21 protein-coding genes are annotated in these 25,601 nt (G+C 69.7%); 20 read left to right on the top strand and 1 reads right to left on the bottom strand.

Annotation, left to right across the window (positions count from 1 at the left end; translation table 11 throughout):
• The first annotated feature begins 32 nt into the window (after positions 1–32).
• Positions 33–2,225: a 3-hydroxyacyl-CoA dehydrogenase NAD-binding domain-containing protein gene (locus tag HRC28_RS02095; RefSeq protein WP_202033196.1), complete on the top strand. Its 2,193-nt coding sequence runs from the start codon at positions 33–35 to the stop codon at positions 2,223–2,225.
• Between the two features lie 107 nt (positions 2,226–2,332).
• On the opposite strand, the gene HRC28_RS02090 is transcribed toward HRC28_RS02095, so the two are convergent.
• Complete coding sequence (locus tag HRC28_RS02090) at positions 2,333–3,682, bottom strand: aminotransferase class I/II-fold pyridoxal phosphate-dependent enzyme (RefSeq protein ID WP_182378507.1); 1,350 nt, start codon at positions 3,680–3,682, stop codon at positions 2,333–2,335.
• 134 nt (positions 3,683–3,816) lie between these two features.
• On the opposite strand from HRC28_RS02090, the gene HRC28_RS02085 reads away from it, so the two are divergent.
• The 19 genes from HRC28_RS02085 to HRC28_RS01995 all read left to right on the top strand — a co-directional run bounded on the left by HRC28_RS02085 (position 3,817) and on the right by HRC28_RS01995 (position 25,579).
• Positions 3,817–4,665: a nitrilase-related carbon-nitrogen hydrolase gene (locus HRC28_RS02085; RefSeq protein WP_182378505.1), complete on the top strand. Its 849-nt coding sequence runs from the start codon at positions 3,817–3,819 to the stop codon at positions 4,663–4,665.
• Between the two features lie 2 nt (positions 4,666–4,667).
• The gene (gene hydA, locus HRC28_RS02080; protein WP_182378503.1) at positions 4,668–6,092 is read left to right on the top strand and encodes a dihydropyrimidinase; all 1,425 of its coding nucleotides are present in this window, start codon (positions 4,668–4,670) and stop codon (positions 6,090–6,092) included.
• 68 nt (positions 6,093–6,160) lie between these two features.
• On the top strand, positions 6,161–7,183 hold the full coding sequence (locus HRC28_RS02075) for a TIGR03842 family LLM class F420-dependent oxidoreductase (protein ID WP_182378502.1): 1,023 nt from the start codon (positions 6,161–6,163) through the stop codon (positions 7,181–7,183).
• Between the two features lie 39 nt (positions 7,184–7,222).
• The gene (locus tag HRC28_RS02070; RefSeq protein ID WP_237111660.1) at positions 7,223–8,074 is read left to right on the top strand and encodes an ABC transporter permease subunit; all 852 of its coding nucleotides are present in this window, start codon (positions 7,223–7,225) and stop codon (positions 8,072–8,074) included.
• Positions 8,071–8,904 carry an ABC transporter ATP-binding protein gene (locus HRC28_RS02065; protein WP_182378497.1) on the top strand — a complete coding sequence of 278 codons (834 nt, stop codon included), beginning with the start codon at positions 8,071–8,073 and terminating at the stop codon, positions 8,902–8,904. The genes HRC28_RS02070 and HRC28_RS02065 overlap by 4 nt, the downstream gene beginning before the upstream one ends.
• Positions 8,901–9,716, top strand: a complete 816-nt coding sequence (locus HRC28_RS02060; RefSeq protein ID WP_182378495.1) for an ABC transporter permease subunit — start codon at positions 8,901–8,903, stop codon at positions 9,714–9,716. The genes HRC28_RS02065 and HRC28_RS02060 overlap by 4 nt, the downstream gene beginning before the upstream one ends.
• A gap of 44 nt (positions 9,717–9,760) precedes the next feature.
• Complete coding sequence (locus HRC28_RS02055) at positions 9,761–10,942, top strand: ABC transporter substrate-binding protein (RefSeq protein ID WP_182378493.1); 1,182 nt, start codon at positions 9,761–9,763, stop codon at positions 10,940–10,942.
• Positions 10,943–10,944: 2 nt separating this feature from the next.
• The gene (locus tag HRC28_RS02050; protein WP_182378491.1) at positions 10,945–12,255 is read left to right on the top strand and encodes an aspartate aminotransferase family protein; all 1,311 of its coding nucleotides are present in this window, start codon (positions 10,945–10,947) and stop codon (positions 12,253–12,255) included.
• Between the two features lie 5 nt (positions 12,256–12,260).
• Positions 12,261–13,769: a CoA-acylating methylmalonate-semialdehyde dehydrogenase gene (locus HRC28_RS02045; protein WP_182378489.1), complete on the top strand. Its 1,509-nt coding sequence runs from the start codon at positions 12,261–12,263 to the stop codon at positions 13,767–13,769.
• Positions 13,770–13,922: 153 nt separating this feature from the next.
• Positions 13,923–14,570, top strand: coding sequence for an ABC transporter ATP-binding protein (locus HRC28_RS02040; RefSeq protein WP_237111659.1), 648 nt, complete (start codon positions 13,923–13,925; stop codon positions 14,568–14,570).
• The gene (locus HRC28_RS02035) at positions 14,545–16,086 is read left to right on the top strand and encodes a hypothetical protein (protein WP_182378484.1); all 1,542 of its coding nucleotides are present in this window, start codon (positions 14,545–14,547) and stop codon (positions 16,084–16,086) included. The genes HRC28_RS02040 and HRC28_RS02035 overlap by 26 nt, the downstream gene beginning before the upstream one ends.
• Positions 16,087–16,117: 31 nt before the next feature.
• Positions 16,118–16,384 (top strand): ribbon-helix-helix domain-containing protein, encoded by a 267-nt coding sequence (locus tag HRC28_RS02030; protein WP_182378482.1) that lies wholly within the window; start codon positions 16,118–16,120, stop codon positions 16,382–16,384.
• Entirely contained in the window at positions 16,381–16,761 is a 381-nt protein-coding gene (locus HRC28_RS02025) for a type II toxin-antitoxin system VapC family toxin (protein ID WP_182378480.1), read from the top strand. Before HRC28_RS02030 ends, HRC28_RS02025 begins: the two co-directional genes overlap by 4 nt.
• Positions 16,762–16,948: 187 nt before the next feature.
• Positions 16,949–19,966 carry a S8 family serine peptidase gene (locus tag HRC28_RS02020; RefSeq protein WP_182378478.1) on the top strand — a complete coding sequence of 1,006 codons (3,018 nt, stop codon included), beginning with the start codon at positions 16,949–16,951 and terminating at the stop codon, positions 19,964–19,966.
• Between the two features lie 101 nt (positions 19,967–20,067).
• Positions 20,068–21,372, top strand: coding sequence for an aldehyde dehydrogenase family protein (locus tag HRC28_RS02015; RefSeq protein ID WP_182378476.1), 1,305 nt, complete (start codon positions 20,068–20,070; stop codon positions 21,370–21,372).
• A gap of 85 nt (positions 21,373–21,457) precedes the next feature.
• Positions 21,458–22,057, top strand: a complete 600-nt coding sequence (locus HRC28_RS02010) for a PadR family transcriptional regulator (RefSeq protein WP_182378474.1) — start codon at positions 21,458–21,460, stop codon at positions 22,055–22,057.
• The gene (locus HRC28_RS02005; RefSeq protein WP_182378472.1) at positions 22,054–22,215 is read left to right on the top strand and encodes a hypothetical protein; all 162 of its coding nucleotides are present in this window, start codon (positions 22,054–22,056) and stop codon (positions 22,213–22,215) included. The genes HRC28_RS02010 and HRC28_RS02005 overlap by 4 nt, the downstream gene beginning before the upstream one ends.
• Positions 22,212–22,931, top strand: coding sequence for an ABC transporter ATP-binding protein (locus tag HRC28_RS02000; protein WP_182378470.1), 720 nt, complete (start codon positions 22,212–22,214; stop codon positions 22,929–22,931). The genes HRC28_RS02005 and HRC28_RS02000 overlap by 4 nt, the downstream gene beginning before the upstream one ends.
• Positions 22,928–25,579, top strand: a complete 2,652-nt coding sequence (locus HRC28_RS01995; protein ID WP_182378468.1) for an ABC transporter permease — start codon at positions 22,928–22,930, stop codon at positions 25,577–25,579. The genes HRC28_RS02000 and HRC28_RS01995 overlap by 4 nt, the downstream gene beginning before the upstream one ends.
• Positions 25,580–25,601 lie beyond the last annotated feature (22 nt).

The following is a 25,601-nucleotide window of genomic DNA, read 5'->3' as shown; positions in this document are numbered from 1 at the left end:
TCTCTTACGAATCTCAGACTGAAGGAAACACATTGAGCACCGAGACCCAGACCGCGGTCCGTTACGACCGTGACGCCGACGGCGTCGTCACCCTCACCCTCGACGACCCGAACGCCAGCGCCAACACGATGAACGAGCTGTACATCTCGTCGATGGCCGACGCCGTCGAGCGGCTGTACGCCGAGCAGGACGACGTCACCGGCGTCATCGTCGCCTCCGCGAAGAAGACCTTCTTCGCCGGCGGCAACCTCAAGGGCATGGTCACCACGACCAAGGCCGACGCCGCGGGCGTGTTCGAGATGGCCGAGAACGTGAAGAAGGCGCTGCGCCGCCTCGAGCTGTTCCCGAAGCCCGTCGTGGCCGCGATCAACGGCGCCGCGCTCGGTGGTGGCTACGAGATCACCCTCGCGACCCAGCACCGGATCCTGGTCAACGACCGCAAGATCAAGGTCGGCCTTCCCGAGGCGACCCTGGGCCTGCTGCCCGGCGGCGGCGGCGTGACCCGCGCCGTGCGCAAGTTCGGCCTGCAGAGCGCGCTCATGGACGTGCTCCTCCAGGGCACCCAGTTCGACCCCGAGACCGCGCTGAAGAAGGGCATCGTCGACGAACTCGTCGCGACCCAGGACGAGCTGATCCCCGCCGCGAAGGCGTGGCTCAAGGCCAACCCCGAAGCGGCCCTCAACCCGTGGGACGCCCCCGGCTACAAGATGCCCGGTGGCAGCCCGAAGTCCCCGGCGCTGGCCGGTTTCCTCCCGGCCTTCCCGGCGCTGTTGCGCAAGCAGGTCAAGGGAGCCGACTACCCGGCGCCGCGCGCGATCCTGTCGGCGGCCGTCGAGGGCGCGAACGTCGACTTCGACACCGCATCGCGGATCGAGTCGCGCTACCTGGCGAACCTGATCGTCAACCAGGACTCGAAGAACATGATCCAGGCGTTCTTCTTCGACCTGCAGGCGATCAACTCCGGCTCGCTTCGTCCCCAGGGCATCGAGCCGTGGAAGCCCACCAAGGTCGGCGTCCTCGGCGCGGGCATGATGGGCGCGGGCATCGCCTACGTCTGTGCGAAGGCCGGCTTCGAGGTCGTCCTCAAGGACGTCGCCGTCGAGAACGCCGAGAAGGGCAAGGCGTACTCCGAGGCCATTCTCGACAAGGCGATCTCGCGCGGTAAGTCCACCGAGGAGAAGAAGGCCGAGCTGCTCGGCCGGATCACCGCGACCGCCGACCCGGCCGACCTGACCGGTGTCGACCTGGTCATCGAGGCCGTGTTCGAGGACCCTGCCCTGAAGGCCAAGGTCTTCGCCGAGATCGCGCCGTTCATCAACAAGGACGCGCTGCTCTGCTCGAACACGTCCACCCTGCCGATCACCGAGCTCGCCCAGGGCGTCGACCGCCCGGCCGACTTCATCGGCCTGCACTTCTTCTCCCCCGTGGACAAGATGCCGCTGGTCGAGATCATCACCGGTAAGGAGACCAACGAGGTCGCACTGGCCAAGGCGTACGACGTCGTCCAGCTGATCCGCAAGACGCCGATCGTCGTCAACGACAGCCGCGGCTTCTACACCTCGCGGGTCATCGGCTTCATGGTCAACGAGGGCATGGCGATGCTCGCGGAGGGCATTGCGCCGTACTCCATCGAGCGGGCCACCACCTCGGCCGGCTACCCGGCCCCGGTGCTGCAGCTCTCGGACGAGCTCAACCTCGAGCTGATGGCGAAGATCGCCAAGGCCACGGCCGACGGCGAAGCGGCCGCCGGTCGCGCGTACACCCCGCACCCGGGCTCAGCAGTCGTCCAGAAGATGATCGACGCGGGTCGTCCCGGTCGCCTTCGTGGCGCCGGTTTCTACGAGTACGTCGACGGCCAGCGTGGTTCGATCTGGGCCGGTCTCGCCGAGCTCTTCCCGGTCGCCAAGGAGCAGCCGCCGATCCAGGACATCCGGGACCGGATGCTCTTCGCCGAGGCGCTCGAGACCGCGAAGACCTTCGAGGAGGGCGTCATCACCTCGGCGGCCGCCGCGAACATCGGCTCGATCATGGGCATCGGCTTCCCGCCCAACACCGGTGGTGCCGCGCAGTTCATGACCGGCTACGAGAACAAGGCCACCGGCGAGATCGGCCTCAACGCGTTCATCGCGCGGGCCGACGAGCTGGCTGCCCAGTACGGCGACCGCTTCCAGGCCACCGCCTGGCTGCGTGAGCTGGCTGCCTCGGGCGGTTCGTTCCCCGCCTGATCCAACGGAAGCGTCTCGATACGCTCGCTGGCGCTCGCTACTCGACGAACATGCTCGTCGAGTAGCCGAGCCGCCAGGCGAGGCGTATCGAGACGCTTCTGTCGTTTTCAGACGGCGACGACGGCCTCGGCAATCGCCGCGGCGACGTCGGCCGCGTCGTCGGGGGAGACCAGGCCGGTGGTGACCCGCACGAACGCCTGGCCCGGGGCCGTGGCGTCGCCAGCGAGGAAGGGCGTACCGCCTGCTGCCCGGATCCCTGAGGCGGACAGGTGCACCAGGGCGGCTCGCTCGTCACGGACGGCCAGCCACAGGTTGATGCCGTCGGGCGGCGGCAGGTCGATGCCGTGGGTGGCCAGCTCCGCGACCATCGTGCGCTGGCGTGCGAAGTACTGGCGCCGGGCCTCGCCGACCTCGTCCAGCGCCTGCGACGAGGTGAGCAGGTCGAGCAGGATCGTCTGCACCATCCGGGAGGTCCAGGCCGGCCCGAGCATGCGCCGGGCCACGATCCGGTCGATGAGCTCGGACGGCCCCGACATGGCGGCGATCCGGAGGTCGGGTCCGTGCGACTTGGAGTAGGAACGGATGTGCACGACCTTCTCCGGCAGCAGGGTGGCGAGGGTGACGTCGGCCGAGGTGCTGATGCCTGCCGAGTGGTCGTCCTCGATCACCCAGGGCATCCCGTGCGCTGCGCGTCGCAGGACCCGGGTCAGTTGTTCGACCCGCGTCGCGTCCATCGCCACCCCCGTGGGGTTGTGCGCCCGCGGCTGCAGGATGACCGCGACCGGTCGCGCCGCCAACGCCTTGCGCAGGGCGTCGGGCCGGATGCCGCGATCATCGAGTTCGACCGGCACGATCTCGCCGCCGAGGGTCTCGACCAGGTCGAAGAACGGCGGGAACGTGGGTGACTCGAGCACCACGCGGTCGCCGTACCGAACGATCTGTTCGAGGGTCCGGGTCACGGCGTCGGTGGCGCCGTCGACGACGGTGAGGGCTTCGGCGGGGTAGGGCCACGAGGCGGCCAGCACCGCGCGCAGCTCCGGGAGCACGGGCTCGTCCTGGTAGGTCAGCGTCCCGGCGCGTTGCGACACCCGCTGCAGGGCGGGCCCGATCGAGGGCAGCAAGCGGGGATCGGGCGTCCCGCGGGACAGGTCGAGGCGCAGGCCGTCGGGGCCGGCGCCGACCAGCTCACGTTGGCGCGGGGAGAGCCAGGGCGTCGGGGTGTCCTGGACGAACGTGCCGGACCGTCCGCGCGACACCACCGCTCCGGTACGACGCAGCGCCTGCCACGCCGCGGACACGGTGGCCGGTGACACGCCCAGCTCGGCGGCCACCGCACGCACCGTCGGGAGTCGGTCGCCGGGGAGTAGCTCACCGGCCCGGATGGCCCGGCTGAAGGCGCCAGCGATCCCGGACGGGGTGCGGTCCGTGAGGGAGGCGAGGTCGGGCGCGTGACCCATCCGGCGACCTCCTCGACCAAGTGGTTTGCCCGAGAACCTTGACAGAAAGGAAATCGAAGCGAAATGTTCAACCCGAAGGATAACGAAACATCCGGAACCGTGCTTGCCTCATCCGACCCCCGTGGAGGTGGACGTTGACCATCGTGCGTGCAGCCATCAGCCAGACGACCTGGACCGGCGACAAGGACTCGATGCTGGACCGGCACGAGCAGTTCGCACGAGAAGCCGCCGCGCAAGGGGCCCAGGTGATGTGCTTCCAGGAGCTCTTCTACGGGCCGTACTTCGGGATCACCCAGGACCAGAAGTACTACCGCTATGCCGAGTCCGCCGAAGGCCCGATCGTGCAGCGCTTCGCCGCGCTCGCCAAGGAGCTCGGCATGGTGACCATCCTCCCGATCTACGAGGAGGAACAGACCGGCGTCTACTACAACACCACGGTCACGGTCGACGCCGACGGCACCATCCTCGGGAAGTACCGCAAGCACCACATCCCGCACCTCGACCGGTTCTGGGAGAAGTTCTACTTCCGCCCGGGCAATGTCGGCTACCCGGTCTTCGACACCGCGGTCGGCAAGGTCGGCACGTACATCTGTTACGACCGGCACTTCCCCGAGGGCTGGCGCGAGCTCGGCCTCAACGGCGCGCACATCGTCTTCAACCCGAACGCCACCAAGCCGGGTCTGAGCAACCGGCTCTGGGAGGTCGAGGGTCCGTGCGCGGCCGTCGCCAACGGCTACTTCGTGCTGCAGCCCAACCGGGTCGGCCGCGAGGACAACGAGTACGGCGACCTCGCCGTCGACTTCTACGGCACCAGCCAGGTGATCGATCCGCGCGGCAACTTCGTCGGCGAGCGGGGCTCGGCCGAGAAGGAGGAACTGCTCGTACGCGACCTCGACCTCGGCATGGTCCAGCAGATGCGCGACGACTGGCAGTTCTATCGCGACCGCAGGCCCGACTCCTACACCCACATCGCGCAGGCCTGACGATGACGATCCTGATCCAGGGCGGCACCGTCGTGAACGCGACCGGCACCGTTGCGGCCGACGTCCTTGTCGACGGCGAGAAGATCGTGGCCCTGCTGACGCCCGGCACCTCGCCGCTCGGCAGCATCAACGCCGACCAGGTGATCGACGCGACCGGGAAGTACGTCATCCCGGGCGGCATCGACGCCCACACGCACATGCAGTTGCCGTTCGGCGGCACCGAGGCGAGCGACACCTTCGAGTCCGGCACCACCGCGGCGGCCTGGGGCGGCACCACGTCGATCATCGACTTCGCCGTCCAGAAGTACGGCGAGCGCGTCGAGGACGGCCTCGCGGCGTGGCACGAGAAGGCGCGCGGCAACTGCGCGATCGACTACGGCTTCCACCAGATCATCGGCGGCGTCGACGAGGAGTCCCTGAAGGCGATGGAGAGCCTGGTCGACGAGGGCATCACGTCGTACAAGCTCTTCATGGCCTACCCCGGCGTCTTCTACAGCGACGACGCGCAGATCCTGCGCGCGATGCAGAAAGCCCGAGAACTCGGGCTCCTGACGATGATGCACGCCGAGAACGGTCCGGCGATCGATGTCCTGGCGGCGCAGCTGGCGGAGGCCGGGAAGACCGGGCCGTACTTCCACGGCATCGCGCGGGCCTGGCAGATGGAGGAGGAGGCCACCCACCGGGCGATCATGCTCAGCGACCTCACCGGGGCGCCGCTCTACATCGTGCACATGAGTGCGAAGCAGGCCGTCGAGCAGGTGGCGTGGGCGCGCGACAAGGGCCGCAATGTCTTCGGCGAGACCTGTCCGCAGTACCTCTACCTCTCGCTGGAGAAGCAGCTCGGTGCCCGCAGCGAGGAGTGGGGCGACTTCGAGGGCGCGAAGTGGGTCTGCTCGACGCCGCTGCGTTCCGAGGAGGAAGGCCACCTCGAGGCGATGTGGCAGGGCCTGCGCACCAACGACCTGCAGATGGTGTCGACCGATCACTGCCCGTTCTGCATGAAGGACCAGAAGGAACTCGGCAAGGACGACTTCCGGGCCATCCCCAACGGCATCGGCTCGATCGAGCACCGCGTCGACCTGCTTTACCAGGGCGTCGTCGACGGCCGGATCACCCTGTCGCGGTGGGTGGAGCTGATCGCCACGACGCCGGCGCGGATGTTCGGGCTGTACGGCCGGAAGGGCGTGATCCAGCCGGGTGCGGACGCCGACATCGTCGTCTACGACCCTTCTGGCCACACGTCCATCGGCGTCGGCAAGACCCACCACATGAACATGGACCACTCCGCGTGGGAGGGCTTCGAGATCGACGGCCACGTCGACGTCACGATCTCCCGCGGCACGGTCCTCGTCGAGAACGGTGAGTTCAAGGGGACCAAGGGCCACGGCCGGTTCCTCAAGCGCGACCTGACGCAGTACCTGGTGTAGCCGGGGGTTTCGAGGCTCGTCGCTGACGCTCCTCGCACCTCAACCACCGGCACGACGAAAGGAAGACCATGGATTTTGGAGTCGTACTGCAGACCAACCCGCCGGCCTGGCGGACCGTCGGTCTCGCGAAGCAGGCCGAGGAGCACGGGTTCGACTACGTGTGGACCTTCGACTCGCACCTGCTCTGGCAGGAGCCCTATGTCATCTACTCGGCGATCCTGGCCGAGACGAACCGGATCATCGTCGGGCCGATGGTGACCAACCCGGCGACCCGCGACTGGACCGTCACGGCGTCCGTCTTCGCGACCCTCAACGAGATGTACGGCAACCGCACCGTCGTCGGCATGGGTCGCGGCGACTCCGCCGTACGCGTGCTCAACGGCAAGCCGTGCACGTTGCAGGAGGTGCGCGACGCGACCCACGTGATCCGCGAGCTCGGCAACTGCCGGCCCGTCGAGCACAACGGCGCGACCCTGCAGTTCCCGTGGGCGCGGTCCTCTGCGCTCGAGGTGTGGATCGCGGCGTACGGACCGCTCGCGCTGAAGGCGGCAGGGGAGGCCGGCGACGGATTCATCCTGCAGCTCGGTGACATCGACATCGCGAAGTGGATGATCGAGCAGGTCCGGACGGCGGCGTCGAACGCCGGCCGCGATCCCGATGCGCTGACCTTCTGCGTGGCCGCGCCGGCGTACGTCGGCAGCGAGGACCAGATCGACCACATGCGCTCGCAGACGCGGTGGTTCGGCGGCATGGTGGGCAACCACATCGCCGACATCGTCAACAAGTACGGCGAGGACGCGGACTTCCCGAAGGTGCTCGTCGACTACATCAAGGGCCGCACCGGCTACGACTACAACAGCCACGGCAAGGCCGACAACGACCACGTGGACTTCGTGCCCGACGAGATCGTCGACCGGTTCTGCATCCTCGGCACCCCTGAGCAGCACATCGCGAAGCTCAAGGAGCTCAAGGACATCGGCGTCGACCAGTTCGCGATCTACCTCCAGCACGACAACAAGGAGGAGACCCTCCGGGTCTACGGCGAATCGATCATCCCCGAACTGCGTGACCACGTCACGGCGAAGGCGTAGGGCGTCGCGTTGGTTCATCTTTGGAGGCGCTTCCGCGCCGTGATCCTCGGCGTCCTCGGCGTCGCCGCCGTCGTTGCGGCCTGGGACCTCTACAAGGCGCTCGGACCGGAGCAGGGGGTGCTGCTCGGCGACACCCGGATCCTGCCGCGCACGACCGATCTGGCCATGCCGCACTCGTGGGAGATGCTGCAGCGCTTCGGAGAGCCGGTGACCTCGCTCGCCGGAGCGCCCGATGCCCTGAGTGCCGTGTACGACGCCAGCCTGTTCTCGCTCGGACTGGCCGCCCGTGGCTGGCTGATCGGCGTGGTGGTCGGTCTCCTGCTTGCGCTGGTGATGAGCCGCTTCCGGATCATCGAGTCGGCGCTCCTGCCCTGGGTGGTGCTGAGCCAGACGGTCCCGCTGATCGCGATCGCACCACTCGTCCGGCGCTGGGGCTCGGCCGTCGAGATCGGCGGACACGTGTGGACGAGCGAGGACTCGGTGGCCGTGATCGCCGCGTACCTCGCCTTCTTCCCGGTGGCGGTCGGTGCGCTGCGCGGGCTGAAGTCGCCCGAGGCGACCCACCTGGACCTGATGCGTGCCTTCGGGATCGGATGGTGGCGCACGTTGCTGACCCTGCGGATCCCGGCGAGCGTTCCGTACCTGCTGCCGGCGCTGCGCCTCGGAGCCGCGAGTGCGGTGATCGGGGCGGTCGTGGCCGAGGTCTCGATCGGCCTCAAGGGCGGTCTGGGCCGGATGGTCATCGACTACGCCGTCGCTGCCAGTGGTGACCCGGCCAAGCCCTGGGCCCCGATCTTCGGTGCCGTCGCCATCGGCCTGGTGGCTGCCGGAGCCGTCGGCCTGCTGGGCCTGGCCCTCCGACCGTTCCGACTGACAGGAGTCGCCCCATGAACCCTCCGGTGAACGACCCGGCGATCGAGGCGCGTGGCGTCCACCGCATCTTCGGCAAGGGGCGCAAGCAGGTCGACGCGCTCACCGATGTGGACCTCACCGTGGCGGACGGGGAGTTCGTCTCCCTGATCGGCCCCAGCGGCTGCGGCAAGAGCACCTTGTTGCGACTCGTCGCGGACCTCGACGCAGCGACGTCGGGGACGATCACGGTCTTCGGCAAGACCGCCCGTCAGGCACGGCTGGACCAGGAATACGGCATCGCCTTCCAGCAGTCCGGCCTGCTGCCGTGGCGCACCGTGGCCAGCAACGTCGAGCTTCCCCTCAAGCTGCACGGCGTCCCCGCCGACGTACGACGGCAACGGGTGGCCGAGTTGCTCGAGCTGATCGGCCTCACCGACTTCGCGAAGAGCCACCCCGACCAGCTCTCCGGCGGGATGCAGCAGCGCGTTGCGATTGCGCGGGCGCTGGCGGAGAGCCCGCGCCTGTTGCTGATGGACGAACCGTTCGGCGCGCTCGACGAGATCACCCGCGAGCGGATGCAGAACGAGCTGGTCCGGATCTGCGCGGAGACCGGCGCAGCCGTGCTCTTCGTGACGCACTCGATCCCCGAGGCGGTGTTCCTCTCCGACCGGGTGGTGGTGATGTCTCCGCGTCCTGGCCGGATCACCGGCGTCGTCGACGTCCGCGCCGATGGCATGGTCCCCGCCCACGACCGATCGGCCGGCGCCCGCGACGAGGAGGGCTTCTTCCGTGCGGTGGGCGAGGTCCGCAGCCTGCTGCACGGCATCCCGGAGCAGGCCGTCTCTGCACGCGGGGTCGACACCCGATGACGACGGTTGCGGACGCGTCGCCCGCCAAGGACACCCGCGCCCGGCTGCCCATCGCCGAGCTGCGGTGGAGCACGGTCCTGGCGCCGCTGGTCGTCGGCGTCCTGGCGATCGCGGCGTGGGAGTGGCTGGTCGATTCCCTCGAGATCGAGCCCTTCGTCCTGCCCGCCCCCAGCGCGATCTGGGACCAGATCACCCTCAACTTCGACAGCATCGTCAAGGGCGCCACGGTCACCGGTCGCAACGCGCTCATCGGCACCGTGGCGGGTGCGGTGATCGGGGTCGGCGGCGCGATGCTGGCCGGGACCTTCCGCTTCCTGGACCAGATGGCCGCGCCCGTGGTCGCCGCCCTCGCGGTGATCCCGATCGTCGCCCTGGCTCCGGTGCTCTACTCGATGTACGGCGCCGCGGTCGACACCGGCCGGATCATCGTGGCCGGCCTGTCGGTGTCGATCCCCGTCTACCTCAACACCCTGCGCGGGCTGCGTCAGGTGAAGGCCGTGCATCGCGACCTGATGACCGCCTACGCCGCCGGGCCGTTGCAGGTGATCCGGAGCGTCACGTTGCCGACGGCGACGCCGTACGTCTTCACGGGATTGCGGGTGGCGTCCTCGCTGGCCGTGATCGCAGCGCTGATCGCCGAGTACTTCGGTGGCCCGATCGGCGGGCTGGGCAAGTCGATCACCTCCTCGGCGGCGAGCAGCAACTACCCGCTGGCGTGGGCCTATGTCTCCGGAGCGATCGTGCTCGGCCTGTTGTTCTACGTCGTCACCCTGCTCGTCGAGCTGTGGTTCTCACGGCACCACCGGCCCTAGGCCACCCCCGAGTCTCGGAACCCCCTGAGGAAACAGGAGATCCAATGAAAACAACACTGAAGCTGGGCGCCGCCGCTGCCGTCCTCGCACTGGTCACTTCCGGATGTGGAAGTGACGACGGGAAGAACTCCTCGGAGGTCGACGTCGCGGCCAACAAGGACTGCGCCGAACGCACCCAGGAAGCACGGGACGCCGGTGAACTGGACGAGGTTTCGCTCCAGCTCCAGTGGGTTTCGCAGGCGCAGTTCGCGGGGTACTACGCCGCGGTCGCCGAGTGCTTCTATGTCGACGAAGGTCTCGACGTGAAGATCGTCGAGGGCGGTGTCGACATCGTTCCGCAGGACGTACTGGCGTCGGGCGACGTCGACTACGCGATCTCGTGGGTGCCGAAGGTGCTCGGCTCGATCGAACAGGGCGCGAAGATCACGAACGTCGCGCAGATCTTCGAGCGCAGCGCAACGACCCAGATCTCGTTCAAGGACAAGAACATCACCAAGCCCGCGGACCTGAAGGGCAAGGCGGTCGGCAGCTGGGGCTTCGGCAACGAGTGGGAGCTCTTCGCCGGCATGCAGGAGTCCGGGGTGGGTGTCGGTGACATCAACCTGGTGCAGCAGGCCTTCGACATGAACGCGTTCCTCGCCGGCGACATCGACGCCGCGCAGGCGATGACCTACAACGAGTACGCCCAGGTGCTGGAGACGGTGAACCCGGACACGGGCAAGCTCTACCAGCCCGAAGACCTCAACGTCATCGACTGGAACGACGTCGGCTCCGCGATGCTCCAGGACGCCATCTGGGCGCAGACCGAGAAGCTCTCCGACGCCGCCTACGAGGCGCAGACCGTTGCGTTCATCAAGGCGTCCATCAAGGGCTGGGCATTCGTCCGCGACAACCCCGAGGACGGCGCGAAGATCGTGGCGGAGTCGGGCTCCGAGCTCGGCACCAGCCACCAGCTCTGGATGACCAACGAGGTCAACAAACTGCTCTGGCCCTCCACCAACGGCGTGGGGATGATCGATGACGCCGCCTGGAAGCAGACCGTCGACATCGCGCTCAACACGAAGAACGAGACGGGCGCATCGATCATCAGCAAGGAACCGCCGGCCTCGGCCCACACCAACGAGTACGTCGAGAAGGCACTCGCCGAGCTCGAGGCGGACGGCGTGGACACCAAGGGCGCCGGCTTCGAGCCGATCACCGTCGAGCTCAAGGAAGGCGGCAAGTAACCATGGATGACCGGGACACCCTCGCGACGGAGCTCGATCGAGAGCACGTCTTCCACTCGTGGAGTGCGCAGGCGGCGCTCGCGCCCCTCGTCGTCGCGGGGGGTCTCGGTACCCGCGTCTGGGACCACGCGGGCCGGAGCTACCTCGACTTCGCCAGCCAGCTCGTCAACGTCAACATCGGCCACCAGCACCCGGCGGTCGTCGCCGGCATCCAGGAGCAGGCGGCCACCCTGGCGACGATCGGGCCGGCCACGGCCAACCTCACCCGGGGCGAGGCTGCCCGGAGGATCGCAGCACGCGCCCCCGAGGGCATGAACAAGGTGTTCTTCACCAACGGCGGTGCGGACGCCAACGAGAACGCCATCCGGATGGCCCGGCTGCACACGGGTCGCGACAAGGTCGTGTCGACGTACCGGAGCTATCACGGCAACACCGGGGCGGCGATCGTCTCCACGGGTGACTGGCGACGGCTGCCGAACGAATACGCCCGGGGCCACGTTCACGTGTTCGGTCCCTATCTCTACCGCTCGGAGTTCTGGTCCACCACGCCCGAGGAGGAGGCGGAGCGGGCGCTGCGACACCTGCGCCGGGTGGTCGAGTGCGAGGGGCCGCAGAGTGTGGCCGCGATCCTGCTGGAGACGATCCCGGGTACGGCGGGCGTGCTGGTGCCGCCGCCCGGCTACCTCGCCGGCGTACGGGCCCTGGCCGACGAGCACGGGATCATGCTCATCCTCGACGAGGTGATGGCCGGCTTCGGTCGGGCGGGGGAGTGGTTCGCCTTCGACGCCTTCGACGTCACCCCGGACCTCGTCGTGTTCGCGAAGGGGGTCAACTCCGGCTACGTCCCCGTCGGCGGCGTGGTGCTGAGCGATGCCGTCGCTAAGACCTTCGACGACCGGGTCTTCCCCGGCGGGCTCACCTACAGCGGCCACCCGCTCGCGGCCGCATCCATCGTCGCCTCGATCGACGCCATGGAGGACGAGGGCATCGTCGAGCACGCGAAGAAGATCGGTGCCGAAGTGATCGGCCCCGGTCTCGACGCCCTGGCGGACAAGCACCCGGTCGTCGGGGAGGTCCGTGGCACCGGCGTCTTCTGGGCCGTGGAGCTGGTCGCCGACCGCGCGACCCGCGTGCCCCTGTCCGCCGCACTGATGGGACGGGCCAAGGCCGAACTGCTCGGCCGCGGCCTGATCCCGTTCACCGCCGACAATCGCATCCATGTCGTCCCGCCCTGTGTCGTGACCGCCGATGAGGTGGCCGAGGCCCTGGCGACGTACGACGCCGTACTCACCCTGCTCGACGAGGAGCTCTGACCCTGATGACTGAAACCACGCAACTGCCCGTGCTCGACCACTGGATCGCCGGCGGACCCGACACCGGCGTCTCTCCGCGCACCGGGGAGGTGTTCGACCCGGCCCTCGGTCAGGTGTCGAAGCATGTCCGCTACGGCAGCGCCGAGGACATCGCGCACGCCGTCGCGGTGGCGAAGGAAGCGTTCGCGACCTGGGGGCAGGTGTCGATCACCCGCCGCCAGCAGGTGCTCTTCGGCTTCCGCGAGCTGCTCAACTCCCGCAAGGACGAGCTCGCCGCGATCCTCACCTCCGAGCACGGCAAGGTGCTGTCGGACGCCGCGGGTGAGGTCGCCCGGGGGCTCGAGGTCGTGGAGTTCGCCTGCGCGATGCCGCAACTCGCGAAGGGCGCGTTCTCGCAGAACGTCTCGACCGACGTCGACGTCTACTCCCTCAAAGAGCCGCTGGGCGTCGTCGGCATCATCAGCCCGTTCAACTTCCCGGCGATGGTCCCGCTGTGGTTCTTCCCGATCGCCATCGCGACCGGCAACACCGTGGTCCTGAAGCCCAGCGAGAAGGACCCGAGCGTCGCGAACTGGATGGCCGAGCTCCTCAAGGAGGCCGGTCTGCCCGACGGTGTCTTCAACATCGTGCACGGCGATAAGGAGGCCGTCGACGCACTGCTCACCCACCCCGACGTCGCCTCGATCTCGTTCGTCGGGTCGACCCCGATCGCGCGCTACGTCTACGAGACCGCGACCTCGCACGGCAAGCGGGTCCAGGCTCTCGGCGGCGCGAAGAACCACATGCTGGTGCTGCCCGACGCCGACCTCGACCTGGTCGCCGACTCGGCAGTCAACGCCGGATTCGGCTCGGCCGGCGAGCGCTGCATGGCGATCTCCGTCGTGGTCGCCGTCGAGCCGATCGCGGACGACCTGATCAGCCGGATCAGCGACCGGATGGGCAAGTTGGTCATCGGCGACGGCCGCCGCTCCTGCGACATGGGCCCCCTGATCACCCGCGAGCACCGCGACAAGGTCGCGGGCTACCTCGACGTCGCCACGGCCGACGGAGCCACGGTTGTCGTCGACGGGCGCGAGGTCCAGATCGACGGAGCGGCCGAGGGCTTCTGGCTCGGCCCCACGCTGATCGACAAGGTACCGACGACCTCCACCGTCTACATCGACGAGATCTTCGGTCCGGTCCTGTCCGTGGTGCGGGTGGCGTCGTACGCCGACGGGGTGGCGTTGATCAATGCCGGGCCCTACGGCAACGGCACCGCCATCTTCACCAACGACGGCGGCGCGGCCCGACGCTTCCAGCGGGAGGTCGAGGTCGGCATGGTCGGCATCAACGTGCCCATCCCGGTGCCGGTCGCCTATCACTCGTTCGGCGGCTGGAAGGCCTCGCTCTTCGGCGATGCCAAGGCGTACGGCCCGCAGGGCGTGGAGTTCTTCACCCGGGAGAAGGCGGTCACCTCGCGCTGGCTGGACCCGTCGCACGGCGGCCTGAACCTCGGGTTCCCGCAACACACCTGAGCCTGAGACCACCCGAAAGGACTAGTCCTTCGGCGCCGCCTGACCGTTGGCCTTTCCGGGCAAACAGGTCAGGATGTGATGGTGATGGGGAGGGAAACCCAGACCGCAATTGAAGTGTCCGGCCTTCGGGTGCAATTCGGCACGGTAGAAGCGGTGACTGGAGTAGATCTGCGAGTCGAGCCCGGCCAGGCCATGGCCCTGCTGGGACGCAACGGCGCGGGCAAGTCCACGACGATGCGGGTGCTGGCCGGCGTGGTGCCGCCGACCGAGGGCACGGCCTTCGTCGGTGGGTACGACGTCCGCGACGCCACGCTCGAAGCGAAGCGTGTCGTCGGGTACTGCCCGGATGTCGGCGGCCTGGTGCCGCGCGCGACGCCGTGGGAGCACCTGCAGCTCAGCGCGCGACTGCGCAACCTCGAGGGTTGGGAGACCCGTGCCAGGGCGCTGCTCGAGCGTTTCGACCTCGGTCTCGTCGCCCACCGGGTGACCGCGGGCTTCAGCCACGGGATGTCGCGGCGCCTGAGCGTGGTCCTCGCGGCCCTGCACGAGCCGGCCGTCCTCTTGCTCGACGAGCCCTTCGACGGGGTCGACCCGGTCGGTGTCGAGGCCACGTTCGAGGTCATTGAGGACGCCCGCGCCCGAGGTGCCGGTGTGCTCGTCTCCACCCACTTGCGCGACCTTGCGGTCCAGGTGTGCGGCGAGGTCGCCGTACTCCGTGGCGGGACCCGGATGGCCACCATTTCGTCCGGCTTCATGGCGGGCGAGGATGGGGCGCGTGCCTACCGCGCACTTCTCGCCTGAACCGGCCGCGGCCGATCGTGCCAGCGAGATGCGCCGCGCCGTCGCGGACCTCCGGCACCTGCTGTGGTTCCGTGCCGCGACCCTGAAGCGGCCGCGGGCCGTCGTCGTGGCGCTTGCGATCTTCGGTGTGGTGACGGTGCTGGCGGCGACCGTGCCGGCCTGGGTCGACGTCGCCCCGGGCGCCCTCAGCCGCACGACGCGTGCGTTGCCCGCAGCCCTGGCCGCGGTCGCGGCGATCAGCGTGGCGAGTGCCATCGCCGGTGGCGGAGGCCGGGAGTTGCTGGCTCGCGACCCCGCGTCGATCCATCCGATCAGCCCGGTCACCGACCATCTCGGTGCGCTGGTGCTGGCTCCCCTCAACACGGGGTGGTTGCTGCAGACCTGGCTGCTGCTGGGCTTCACGGCCCTGGTGGCCGGCCCGGAACGACTGTTCGGCGTCCAGCTGCTCACCCTGGCCTGGGTGGTGGCCGCCACGGTCCTCGGTCAGGCGGTGGCCTGGGGCGTCGAGTGGATCCGGCGCGGCCCGCGCGGTGTGCGGGTCGTGCGGATCGCGATCACGGTCGCGCTCGCGCTGTTGGCAGCGATCGGCGCGACCCCGGATGTGCGTTCGGTGCTCGTTGCCGGCCCGGCCCGCATCTCCGCCACCGCGATCGAACGCGGGAGTGCGGGCTCCGTCGCGCTGATCACGATCGTGCTGATGGCTGTTGCCGTGGCGTTCATCGGCCTCGGTGCGCGACTCGCGACCCTCGCGGCGACCCGGCAGCCGCGGGACGAGGGCCGGCAGGAGACGCGCACCCATGCCGCCCGGCCCACACCCGCTTCCGGTCGCGCGATGCTGATCCGGACCGACCGGGCCTCGGTGTGGCGCAGCGTCCCGCTCCGGCGCGGCACCCTGCTGCTCGCCATCGCGCCCGGCCTCGTTGCTCTCGCCGGTGGACTCCTGTGGGAGACGCTGATCTTGTTGCCCGGACTGGTTGCGTCCGGTTGCGTGCTGCTCTTCGGGGTGAACCTGTGGTGCCTCGACGGCCGCGGCATGCTGTGGCGCGAGACGCTGCCGGTGGCGCCGCGGACGGTGGTGGTCGCGCGCGCCTGGGTGCTCGCCGAGGTGCTGCTCGGCGCCGCGCTGATCACGATCGCGCTCGGCGCGATCCGGGCCGGCGTACCGACGCCGTCCGAGGCACTGGCCGTCGTTCTCGCGCTGTTCACGGTCGTCGGCCAGGCCGTCTCGGCCGGCCTGCGGTGGTCGGAGAAGTCGCCGTACGCGGTTGACCTCCGCTCGGCGCGCGCGACGCCTGCCCCGCCGCTCACGATGGTTGGCTACTCGCTCCGCCTCGCCCTGACCACCACGTTCACGGGCCTGTTCTTCGCCACCCTGGCCGCCGTGGAGCGCCCGCGTCCGATGATCGCGGTCGCCGTCGTGCTGCTGGTGATCTCCGCTGTCCGGATCGCGCGGGCTGCCAGCCGCTGGTCGGATCCGGTACGCCGGGCCGCCGTGGTGGCCGTCGTCTCCGCCTGACCTCCTCGGCGATGTGATGTAGGCTTACATCATGAGCCACCGCACCCAGATCACCCTCGAGGACGAGCAGTACGCCCGTCTGCGAGCGGAGTCTGCGCATACCGGCCTGGGACTGGCCGAGCTCGTTCGTCGGGCCATCGACGAGGTCTATGGGTCCAGCACCGTCACCGAAAGGCAGTTGCGGCTGGAGGCATCCTTTGGCGCATGGGCGATCGTCGAGATGGGTGATGACGTCGACGGTGCGGAGTACGTCGAGAAACTGCGCGGCGGACTCGGCTCACGGTTGGCCCGCCAGTGACCGTGGTCGTCGACACTTCGGTGCTGATCGATCACCTTCGGGGAAAGTCGGAGGCGCGCGTCGCGCTGTCAGCGTTGGTTGAATCCGGCGAAGCGATGGTGGGCACGGTGCTGACCCGCACCGAGATCCTTGCGGGCATGCGGAGCAGTGAGGAAGCCGGCACCCTGGCGCTCCTCGACACCTTCGAGTGGGTTCCGGTGACGGTGGACATTGCCGATCGGGCCGGTCGCTTCGCGCAGACGTACCTTCGATCTCACGCTGGCGTCGACACCGTCGACTACGTGATCGCGGCGACGGTCGAGGCCGTCGGCGGGCGGCTCTGGACGCGGAACGTGAAGCACTTTCCGATGTTCGATGGCCTCGCGGCGCCGTACTGACGCCTGACCTCCCGCCTGGCCTCTGCCGCGAGTCGGACACGAAAACCCCTGGTCACGATTCGAGTCGTCCTGTCCCGGACCCTTGACGCGGCGGATCTTCGCCGGTTGGGTGACGGAGGCGGAACGATCTCCGCCTCACGGCAGGACCCCCACCCTGTCGCATCCCTCTCGGACCCGGAGGACCCCCATGCATGTCCCGCGCACGCGCGATCGCGCCCGTCGGCTTCCCGCACTCCTCGTGTTCGCCCTCGCGGCGACGCTCGGACTCACTGTCGCCCTCGGCGCACCGGCACTGGCCGATCCCAGTGACCCGGGCCCCGGTGCCGCCGACGGCGAGGGCCAGTCGGCCGTCAAGGCCGACCTGACCCGCTACAAGGCCGGTCGCTACGTCGTGATGCTGGCGGCACCGCCCGCCTCCACGGCCAACCCGACCCGCGCGGCCGCGGGCGAACAGTTCGACGCGAAGGGCGCCGCCGTGGCGCCGTACACGAAGAAGCTGCGCGCCAGCCACGACAAGCTGGGCACCGATCTCGGCTTCGACGTGAAGGTGCACTACACGATCTCGGCCAACGGCTTCGTCGCGGACCTGACCGCCAAGCAGGCCACGGAACTGGCCACCGACCGCCGCGTGCTCACGGTCCAGAAGGACTCGATCGTCTACGCCGACACGTGGAACACCCCTGACTTCCTCGGCCTCTCCGGCAAGAAGGGCGTCTGGAACCAGACCGGCGGCCAGGACAAGGCGGGCGACGGTGTCGTCGTCGGTGTCATCGACAGCGGTATCTGGCCCGAGTCGCAGTCCTTCAAGGGCGCCAAGCTGACCTCGAAGCCGCAGGGCAAGTGGGGCACCCGGATCAGCGGATCGATCACGTCGATGAAGAAGTCCGACGGCAACCTGTTCCGTGGCGAGTGCGAGACCGGCGAGGAGTTCACCCTCGCCCACTGCAACACGAAGCTGATCTCGGCGCGCTCCTTCGTCGATGGGTACGGCGAGAGCCGCACCATCCCGGAGGACTTCATCTCGGCCCGGGACGGCAACGGCCACGGCTCGCACACCGCCTCGACCTCCGCCGGCAACCCGGTCAAGGACGTCTCCACCGAGGGCGTGAACTTCGGCAACATCAGCGGGGTCGCCCCGGCCGCGAAGATCGCCGTCTACAAGGCCCTGTGGGCCACCCCCGACGGTCGCGCCTCCGGTACGACGTCCGACCTCGTGGCTGCGATCGAGCAGGCCGTGACCGACGGTGTCGACGTCCTCAACTACTCGATCTCGGGCCCGACCGACACCGTCCTGGAAGCTGCCGAGATCGCCTTCGAAGGTGCGGCCGAGGCCGGCGTCTTCGTGGCTGCCTCCGCGGGCAACGAGGGTCCGGGTGCCTCGACCGTCGCGCACAACAGCCCGTGGGTGACCACTGTCGCGGCGAGCACGCACACGAGTTTCGAGAACACCGTCGTCCTCGGCGACGGCCAGAAGATCGTCGGCGCCTCGATCAGCCGGACGGCGCTGCCGGACACCCACCTGGTCGACGCGGCGGAATCCGGCAACGGCTCGGCCCCTGCCGGCGACACGGCCCTCTGTGCGCCGAACAGCCTGGACCCGACGAAGGTGGCCGGCGCGATCGTGGTCTGCCAGCGCGGCGTCTACGACCGGGTGGTCAAGAGCGAGGAGGTCGAGCGCGCCGGTGGCGTGGGCGTCGTCCTCGCGAACATCACCGAAGGCAGCCTGGACGCGGACTTCCACGCCGTGCCGACGATCCACGTCTCGCACGTCGACTCCCCGAAGGTCTACGACTACCTTGAGGCCGCCGGTGCCGGTGCGACCGCACGCTTCGAGCTCGGCAACCTGACGGGCACGGTGACCCCCGTCCCGCAGATCGCCGGCTTCTCCTCGCGTGGCCCCGCCGCATCCGACGACAGCGACCTGCTGAAGCCGGACATCTCGGCGCCCGGTGTCAGCGTGCTGGCGGCCGTTGCGCCGCCGTCCAACCACGGCCGCGACTACGACCTCTACTCCGGTACGTCGATGTCGGCTCCGCACATCGCCGGTCTCGCTGCGCTCATCCAGGGCGAGCACCCGAAGTGGTCGCCGATGCAGATCAAGTCGGCCATGATGACGACCGCGACGGACCTCAAGACGGCCACGGGCGGCAAGTCGAACGACCTGTTCGCGCAGGGCGCCGGCCACGTCAACGCCAAGGCGTTCCTCGACCCCGGCCTGTTCGTCCTCTCGGACTGGGAGCAGTGGTACGGCTACATCACCGGACTGGGCCTCGACACCGGCGTCCCGGCGATCGAGCCGAACGCCGTCAACGTGCCGTCGCTGGCCGAGGGCCACGTGATGACCGAGGTGACCCTGAACCGCACCTTCACGGCCGCCCGCAAGGGCACCTGGAGGGTGAAGGTCGAGGTGCCCGGCTTCAAGAGCACCGCGAGCAAGTCTTCGGTGAACGCGAAGAAGGCCGGCCAGGAGACCACGGTCGGATTCACCTTCGAGCGCACCACCGCGCCGCTCAGTCAGTGGGCGTTCGGTCACGTGACGCTGACCGGTCCGACGACGGTGCGCCTGCCTGTCGCGCTGCGTCCGGTGTCGGTGAAGGCGCCGAACTCGATCGACGGCACGGGCGTCGACGGCTCGACCAACGTGCCGATCACCGGTGGCTTCACCGGTGACCTGCAGGTCTCCACGGCCGGCCTCGTGAAGGGCCAGGTCGCCGAGGGCGCCCTGCTCGTCGGGGACTACGCCCTGGAGTGCGTCACGATCGGCGAGGGCAACGACCTGGCCCAGTTCGACCTGGTCGCGCCGGACCCGACGAGCGACCTGGACATGTTCGTGTACGCCGCGACGACCTGCGACCCGGGCACGATCTTCGCGGTCGCAGGCGAGGTGGCCACGCCGTCCCCGGGCGAGACATTCTCGCTCGAGGGCGCACCGGCCGGCACCTACATCGTCGAGGTCGACGCCTTCGCGGCCGGCGACCAGGGCGCCCCGGTGCCCTACTCGCTGCGGGTCTACGACCTCGGCGGCACCCCGTCGGTCGGCAACCTGGCCGTCGACCCCAACCCGGTGCCGGTCACGACCGGTGGCGACACGAGCTTCGACGTGTCGTGGACCGGCCTCGACCCGGATGCCCACTACTTCGGGTTGCTCGGGTACGACGGCGCACCGAACTCGACGTTCGTCTACGTCGACACGGCGACGCCGTAGCGGTCTCGAGACGGTTGCTGAGCAGCCTCCTCGACCAACGATGAGGGTCGGTCCCGCACGGGGCCGACCCTTCGTCGTACGGAGGTGACATTCTGAGGCGCATGAGCTTCGACGCAGGTGATCAGGCCGATGTCGCCGAGGTGGTCCGTGTCGCCCACGCGGCCGGTGATCGCTGGGCGGCGACGTCCGTGGCCGAGAGGGTCCGGGTGCTCCGTGCCTGGCGCGGCCGGTTGTGGCGCGCTTCCAACGATCTCGCCGGAGCGCTCCACGAGGGCGGGCTGTCGATCGACGAAGCGATGCTCGAGGTGCTCCAGAGCATCGAGCACCTGAAGTGGGTCGAGGCGAATGCGGCCCGGGTGCTGAATGCGACGGCGCAGGGAGCCGGACTGCTGAACCCGGAGTTGGCCACCCGCACCAGCTACGGGGCCGAGGGTGTCGTCGCGGTCATCGCGTCGGGGTATGCCCCGCTCTACGGTCCGTCGAGCGCGGTGGTCAGCGCCCTGGCCTCGGGCAACGCGGTCGTGCTCAAGCCGGCTGCCGGGCACGAGGCCGCGCTGCTCGCCTACGCCGAACTCCTCCGCGCCGACGTCCCCCTGCTCCAGGTGGTGACGGGCGACGAGGCCACGACGGAGGCACTCGCGGCCGCCCCCGTGGACCGCGTGTGTGTCTTCGGTTCCGCTGCGGCGGCAGCGCGGATCAGCGCGGTGAGCGCACGTTCGCTGGTGCCCGTCACGGTCGTTCCGGTGGGACCCGCGGTCACGATCGTGGCCCCCGACGCTGACCTGCGGGCGGCCGCGGCCAGCGTCGCCCGCACCGTCGGACGTGCCGGGACGGGCGAGACCGGTGCCGTTCCGGAGGTGTTCGTCGCGCCGGACGTCAGCGCCGACTTCGACGTCGAACTGCAGGAAGCCCTCGCGGCGGACGGCCCGGCCCCGCTGAGCCTCGGGAGTGGGCTGGCGCGAGTGCTGGGCGTACGACGACCGCGACCAACCCACGAACTGGCCGCCGGCCCGACCGACGCGGACCCGCGGTTGCGGGTGCACGGACAGGCGGAGTTCGGCGACGTCCTCGCGCGCCTTCGCGATCGGCCCTACGCCCACGTGGCCGTCTTCTCCCGCGAGAAGGGAGCGCAGATCGGTGAGGCGCTGCGGGCCGCCCAGGTGAGTGTCAACGTGGGTGTCGGCTCGGTGGCCGGAGCTCTGCCGCGCCAGGTGCTCGGTGCTCGCGGATACGGGCCCCTCTCGGGTGATCACGGACTGCGCACCTTCGGGCGCGCGGTGTCGCTGACCAGCCGGCGCCGGCTCGCGGTGCCGTTGCCGGGCAATCCCGCCGACGTACTCCTGGCGACGCCGGCCGGCAAGATCGCGGCCCGGCTGGCGTTCCACCTGCGCCACTCGTTGACCTGACGGACGACGTCGGGCCTCGACACCTCGTTGCATATCGGGTATACATGACCATACCGAGTATGTAAGCCACCCGAAGGGGCGCGAGATGTCCGTCAAGCACGCATTGCTGGCACTGCTGGAGACCGAGCCGATGTACGGCTACCAGTTGCGCGCCGAGTTCGAACAGCGCACCGGGGAGACCTGGCCGCTGAACGTCGGGCAGGTCTACACGACGCTCACCCGCCTCGAGCGCGACGGCTTCGCGACGGGCGAGGCCGAGAACGCCGAGGGCCACGTGATCTACCGGATCACCGAGGCCGGGCGCGACGAGGTGGCGGCATGGTTCACGACACCGGTGGCGCGCACCCAGCCGCCGCGTGACGAACTCGCGATCAAGCTGGCGCTCGCCGTCACGGTGCCCGGCGTCGACGTCGGTACGGTCATCCAGCAGCAGCGCAGCGCCACGATGGCCGCGCTCCAGGACTACACCCGGTTGAAGCGCCGAGCCGTCGGCGCCGACCCGCGCGAGCTGGCGTGGAGCCTGGTGCTCGACTCACTCGTCTTCGGAGCCGAGGCGGAGATCCGCTGGCTCGACCACTGCGAGGCGCGGCTGCGACGGGCCTCCCGCGAGCAGGCGTCAGGTACGACGACGCCGAACGCGCAGCCGGTTCACGAACGGGCCGCGGACGAGAGGACGCCGCGATGAGCGACACCGGCAAGCACAGCGTGCACGACCACGCGAGCCGGCTGGCCCGCGCCGAGCGGCGCTGGCTGCTCGATGCCCGGGCCCGGCTGCGGAGCACCGCCACGGCGCGACCCGCCCCTGCCCCCACGACGCCGGACCCGACCGAGGAAGCCCGATGAACGCCATCCTGAAGCTCACCGACGTGACCCGGGTCCACGGTGACGGCGCCACCCAGGTCCACGCGCTCCGTGGCGTCTCGTTCACCGCACACGCCGGCGAACTCGTCGCCGTGATGGGCCCGTCCGGCTCCGGCAAGTCCACCCTGCTGACCATCGCCGGTGGCCTCGACCAGCCGACCGGCGGCACGGTCGCGGTCGAAGGCACCGACCTGGGCCGCCTCGACCTGCAGGGTCGGGCGCACATGCGTCGTACGTCGATCGGCTACGTCTTCCAGGGCTTCAACCTGATCCCGGCACTCACCGCCGCGGAGAACGTCGCGCTGCCGCGCGAGCTCGACGGCGTCAGTGCCCGGGCAGCGAGCAAGGAGGCCCGGGCCGCACTGGAGGAGGTCGGGATCGGCGAGCTCGCGGACCGCTTCCCTGACGACATGTCGGGTGGACAGCAGCAGCGGGTCGCGATCGCTCGCGCCATCATCGGTGAACGTCGGCTGATCCTTGCCGACGAACCGACCGGCGCCCTCGACACCGAGACCGGTGAGGAGATCCTGCAGTTGCTGCGCGCCCGCTGCGACGCCGGCGCGGCCGGCGTCCTGGTCACCCATGAGGCGCGGCACGCGGCTTGGGCGGACCGGGTCGTGTTCCTCCGCGACGGAGTCGTCGTCGACGAGACCGGTGCCGACCGGGTCGACGTCCTCACCGAGCACGCTGCGCGATGAGCCAGAACCTGTCGACCAGCGGCGGCTGGCGGGTGGCGCTGCGCCTGGCTCGCCGCGAGGCGCTGCGCCGCAAGGGCCAGACCGCGCTGATGCTGGTGCTGATCTGCCTGCCCGTGCTCGCCGTCAGCGCCGCCGCGATCGTGTGGCGCACCGCCGACGTGTCGGGCGTCGAGGGCATCGACCGCCGGATCGGCTCGGCCGAGGCGCTCATCGAGACGAGCTGGAGCGACAACATCGTCCAGAGCCCCGACCCGGAGGCCGGCGGCTACGGCAACGCCGAGAACGAGATCGACGAGGACGCCGTCCTCGACGGAACCGACCTTGCTGCAGTTCGCAAGGCCGTGGGCCCCGACCGCCCGATCACCGTCTTCGGCCACGACTCGATCGGGTTCCAGACCGACAAGGGCATCGGCGACTTCGAAGCCTTCACCACCGACCTCGCGAACCCCGTCACGGACGGGTTGTTCGAACCGGTCAGCGGTGAGTACCCGCCCGGACCCGGCGAGGTGGTGGTCAACCAGGCCCTCGCCGACCGTGGACCCGGTGTCGGCGACACCCTGACCGCGGTCCGCAAGTCCCTGGACGGGACCGAGCAGAAGTTCGAGCTCAAGGTCGTCGGCATCGCCGAGAGCGCCGGGTCGCGCGGATATCCCCTGGCCGCTGCCCTCCCCGGAGCGTTCGGAACGGGCGACAGCACGATGGGTCGCTGGTTGGTGGGCGGTGGCCCGGTCACCTGGGACGACGTCAAGGAACTCAACAGGATCGGCCTGTTGATCACCTCCCGAGCGGTCCTGACCGACCCGCCGGAGTTCACCGACTACGACGGCATCCCGGCAGGGGACGGCGTCGACGACATCACCATGACCGTGCTCGCGCTGGTCGCCGCGATGGTGCTCCTCGAGGTCGTCCTGCTCGCGGGACCCGCGTTCGCCGTACGGGCCAAGGCGCAGGCGCACACGCTGGCTCTCGTCGCTGCGGCCGGCGGTACGCCGCGCCAGGCCCGGCGGACCGTCCTCGCCTCGGGGGTGGTGATCGGTTCGATCGGCGGCGTCCTCGGCGTCGTGCTCGGCGTGCTCGTCGGCGCGGCCGCGGTACCCATCGCTCAGCGCTTCGACACGAGTCGCTTCGGCCCGTTCGAGATCCCGTGGCTGTTGCTGGTCGTCGTTGCTGCCTTCGGACTGGTCTCGGCCCTGCTCGCCGCCGTCGTACCCGCCTTCTCGGCGTCGCGGCACGACGTCGTGGCCGTACTGGCCGGGCGCCGCGGTGAGGGCAGCCCGTCGGCGCGCTCGCCGATCCTCGGACTCGTGCTGCTCGGCGGCGGCATCGTCAGCGCCGTCCTGGGCTCCGGTGGCGGGCGGGACACCGCTCCGCTGCTGATCGCGGGATCCGCGATCGTGTCCGTGTTCGGGATGATCCTGCTGGTGCCGATGGTCGTCGTGCTGATGGCCCGCCTGTCCGCGCGATGGCCGCTCGCGCTGCGGTTCGCCGCCCGCGACGCTGCCCGGCACCGCACCCGCACCGTGCCTGCGGTGGCCGCCGTCGGCGCCACCGTCGCCGGCGTGGTGGCGCTCGGGATCGCCGTCAGCAGCCAGGAGGCGTCCAACGAAGCGGGCTACATGCCGCAACTTCCCGTTGGCCAGGCCTCGATTGCCTTCCCCCACGACATGGACCGGGCCAGCGTGGACGAGACCCTCGCGCGCTACCTGCCCGGCCAGAGTGCCGAACAGGTCCAGGGCCTGCAGTCCTCGACCGACACCGGTGAACTGGAGATCGAGTTCAGTGCCGCCGGCGAGGCGATGATGCTCGAGTACTGGTCCTCGATCGGCTCGCCGTACCTCGTCGGCACGGAGGTCCCGGACTACATCGAGATGGACGCCGACGACAGGGAACGAGCCGACGCCGTGCTCGCCGACGGCGGGCTCGTCCTGCTCCGCGGCTCCGACGACGACGGACGCGACGCGAGCGAGGTGCGCGTCGACGTACGCCGCTACGTCCCGACCGAGGAACTCCCGCAGGACCTCGCATCGGCGACCGCGAAGGCGGGTGTCGTCCACGTGGCGCAGCGGACACCGCCGGCCCCGGCGCTGATGTCGCCCGAGGTCGTCAAGGAGCTCGGCCTCGAGGTCGACACCGTCGGCGTGATCCTGCCCGGTCCGATCAGCGAGAGCGTGGAGAAGGACATCCAGGAGGTGCTCGGGGCGCTCCCGATCCAGCCGTACCTCTACGTCGAGCGCGGCTACCAGGCCGATTCGGCGGTGCGGATCATCCAGTTCGTGCTCGGCGCACTCGGCGGGATCCTGATGCTCGGCGGCACCCTCACGGCGACCTTCCTGGCCCTGTCCGATGCCCGCCCCGACCTCGCCACGATGGCGGCCGTGGGCGCTCGTCCCCGCGAACGGCGGCGCGTCGCGGCGGGCTATGCGCTGTTCGTCGGCGGCATCGGTGCCCTGTTGGGAGCGCCGGTCGGCTTCATCCCGGGACTGGCGATCAGCCAGCCGCTGACCCGCGACTTCGACACCGGACTCTCCAGCATGAACGTGCCGTGGTTGCTCATCGGACTGGTCGTGGTGGGTCTGCCCCTGCTCACGGCGGCGGCCGTCGGGGCGTGTGCGCGCGGTCGGTTGCCGCTGACCGCCCGGGTGGAGTGAACACCCGGGCGGGCCAGCGGGC

The sequence above is a fragment of the Nocardioides sp. WS12 genome, from assembly GCF_014108865.1.
In the GTDB taxonomy this organism is placed as follows: Bacteria; Actinomycetota; Actinomycetes; order Propionibacteriales; family Nocardioidaceae; genus Nocardioides.
The sequence above is the reverse complement of the archived record's forward strand: the minus strand, read 5'-3'. Positions and strand labels throughout refer to the sequence as shown.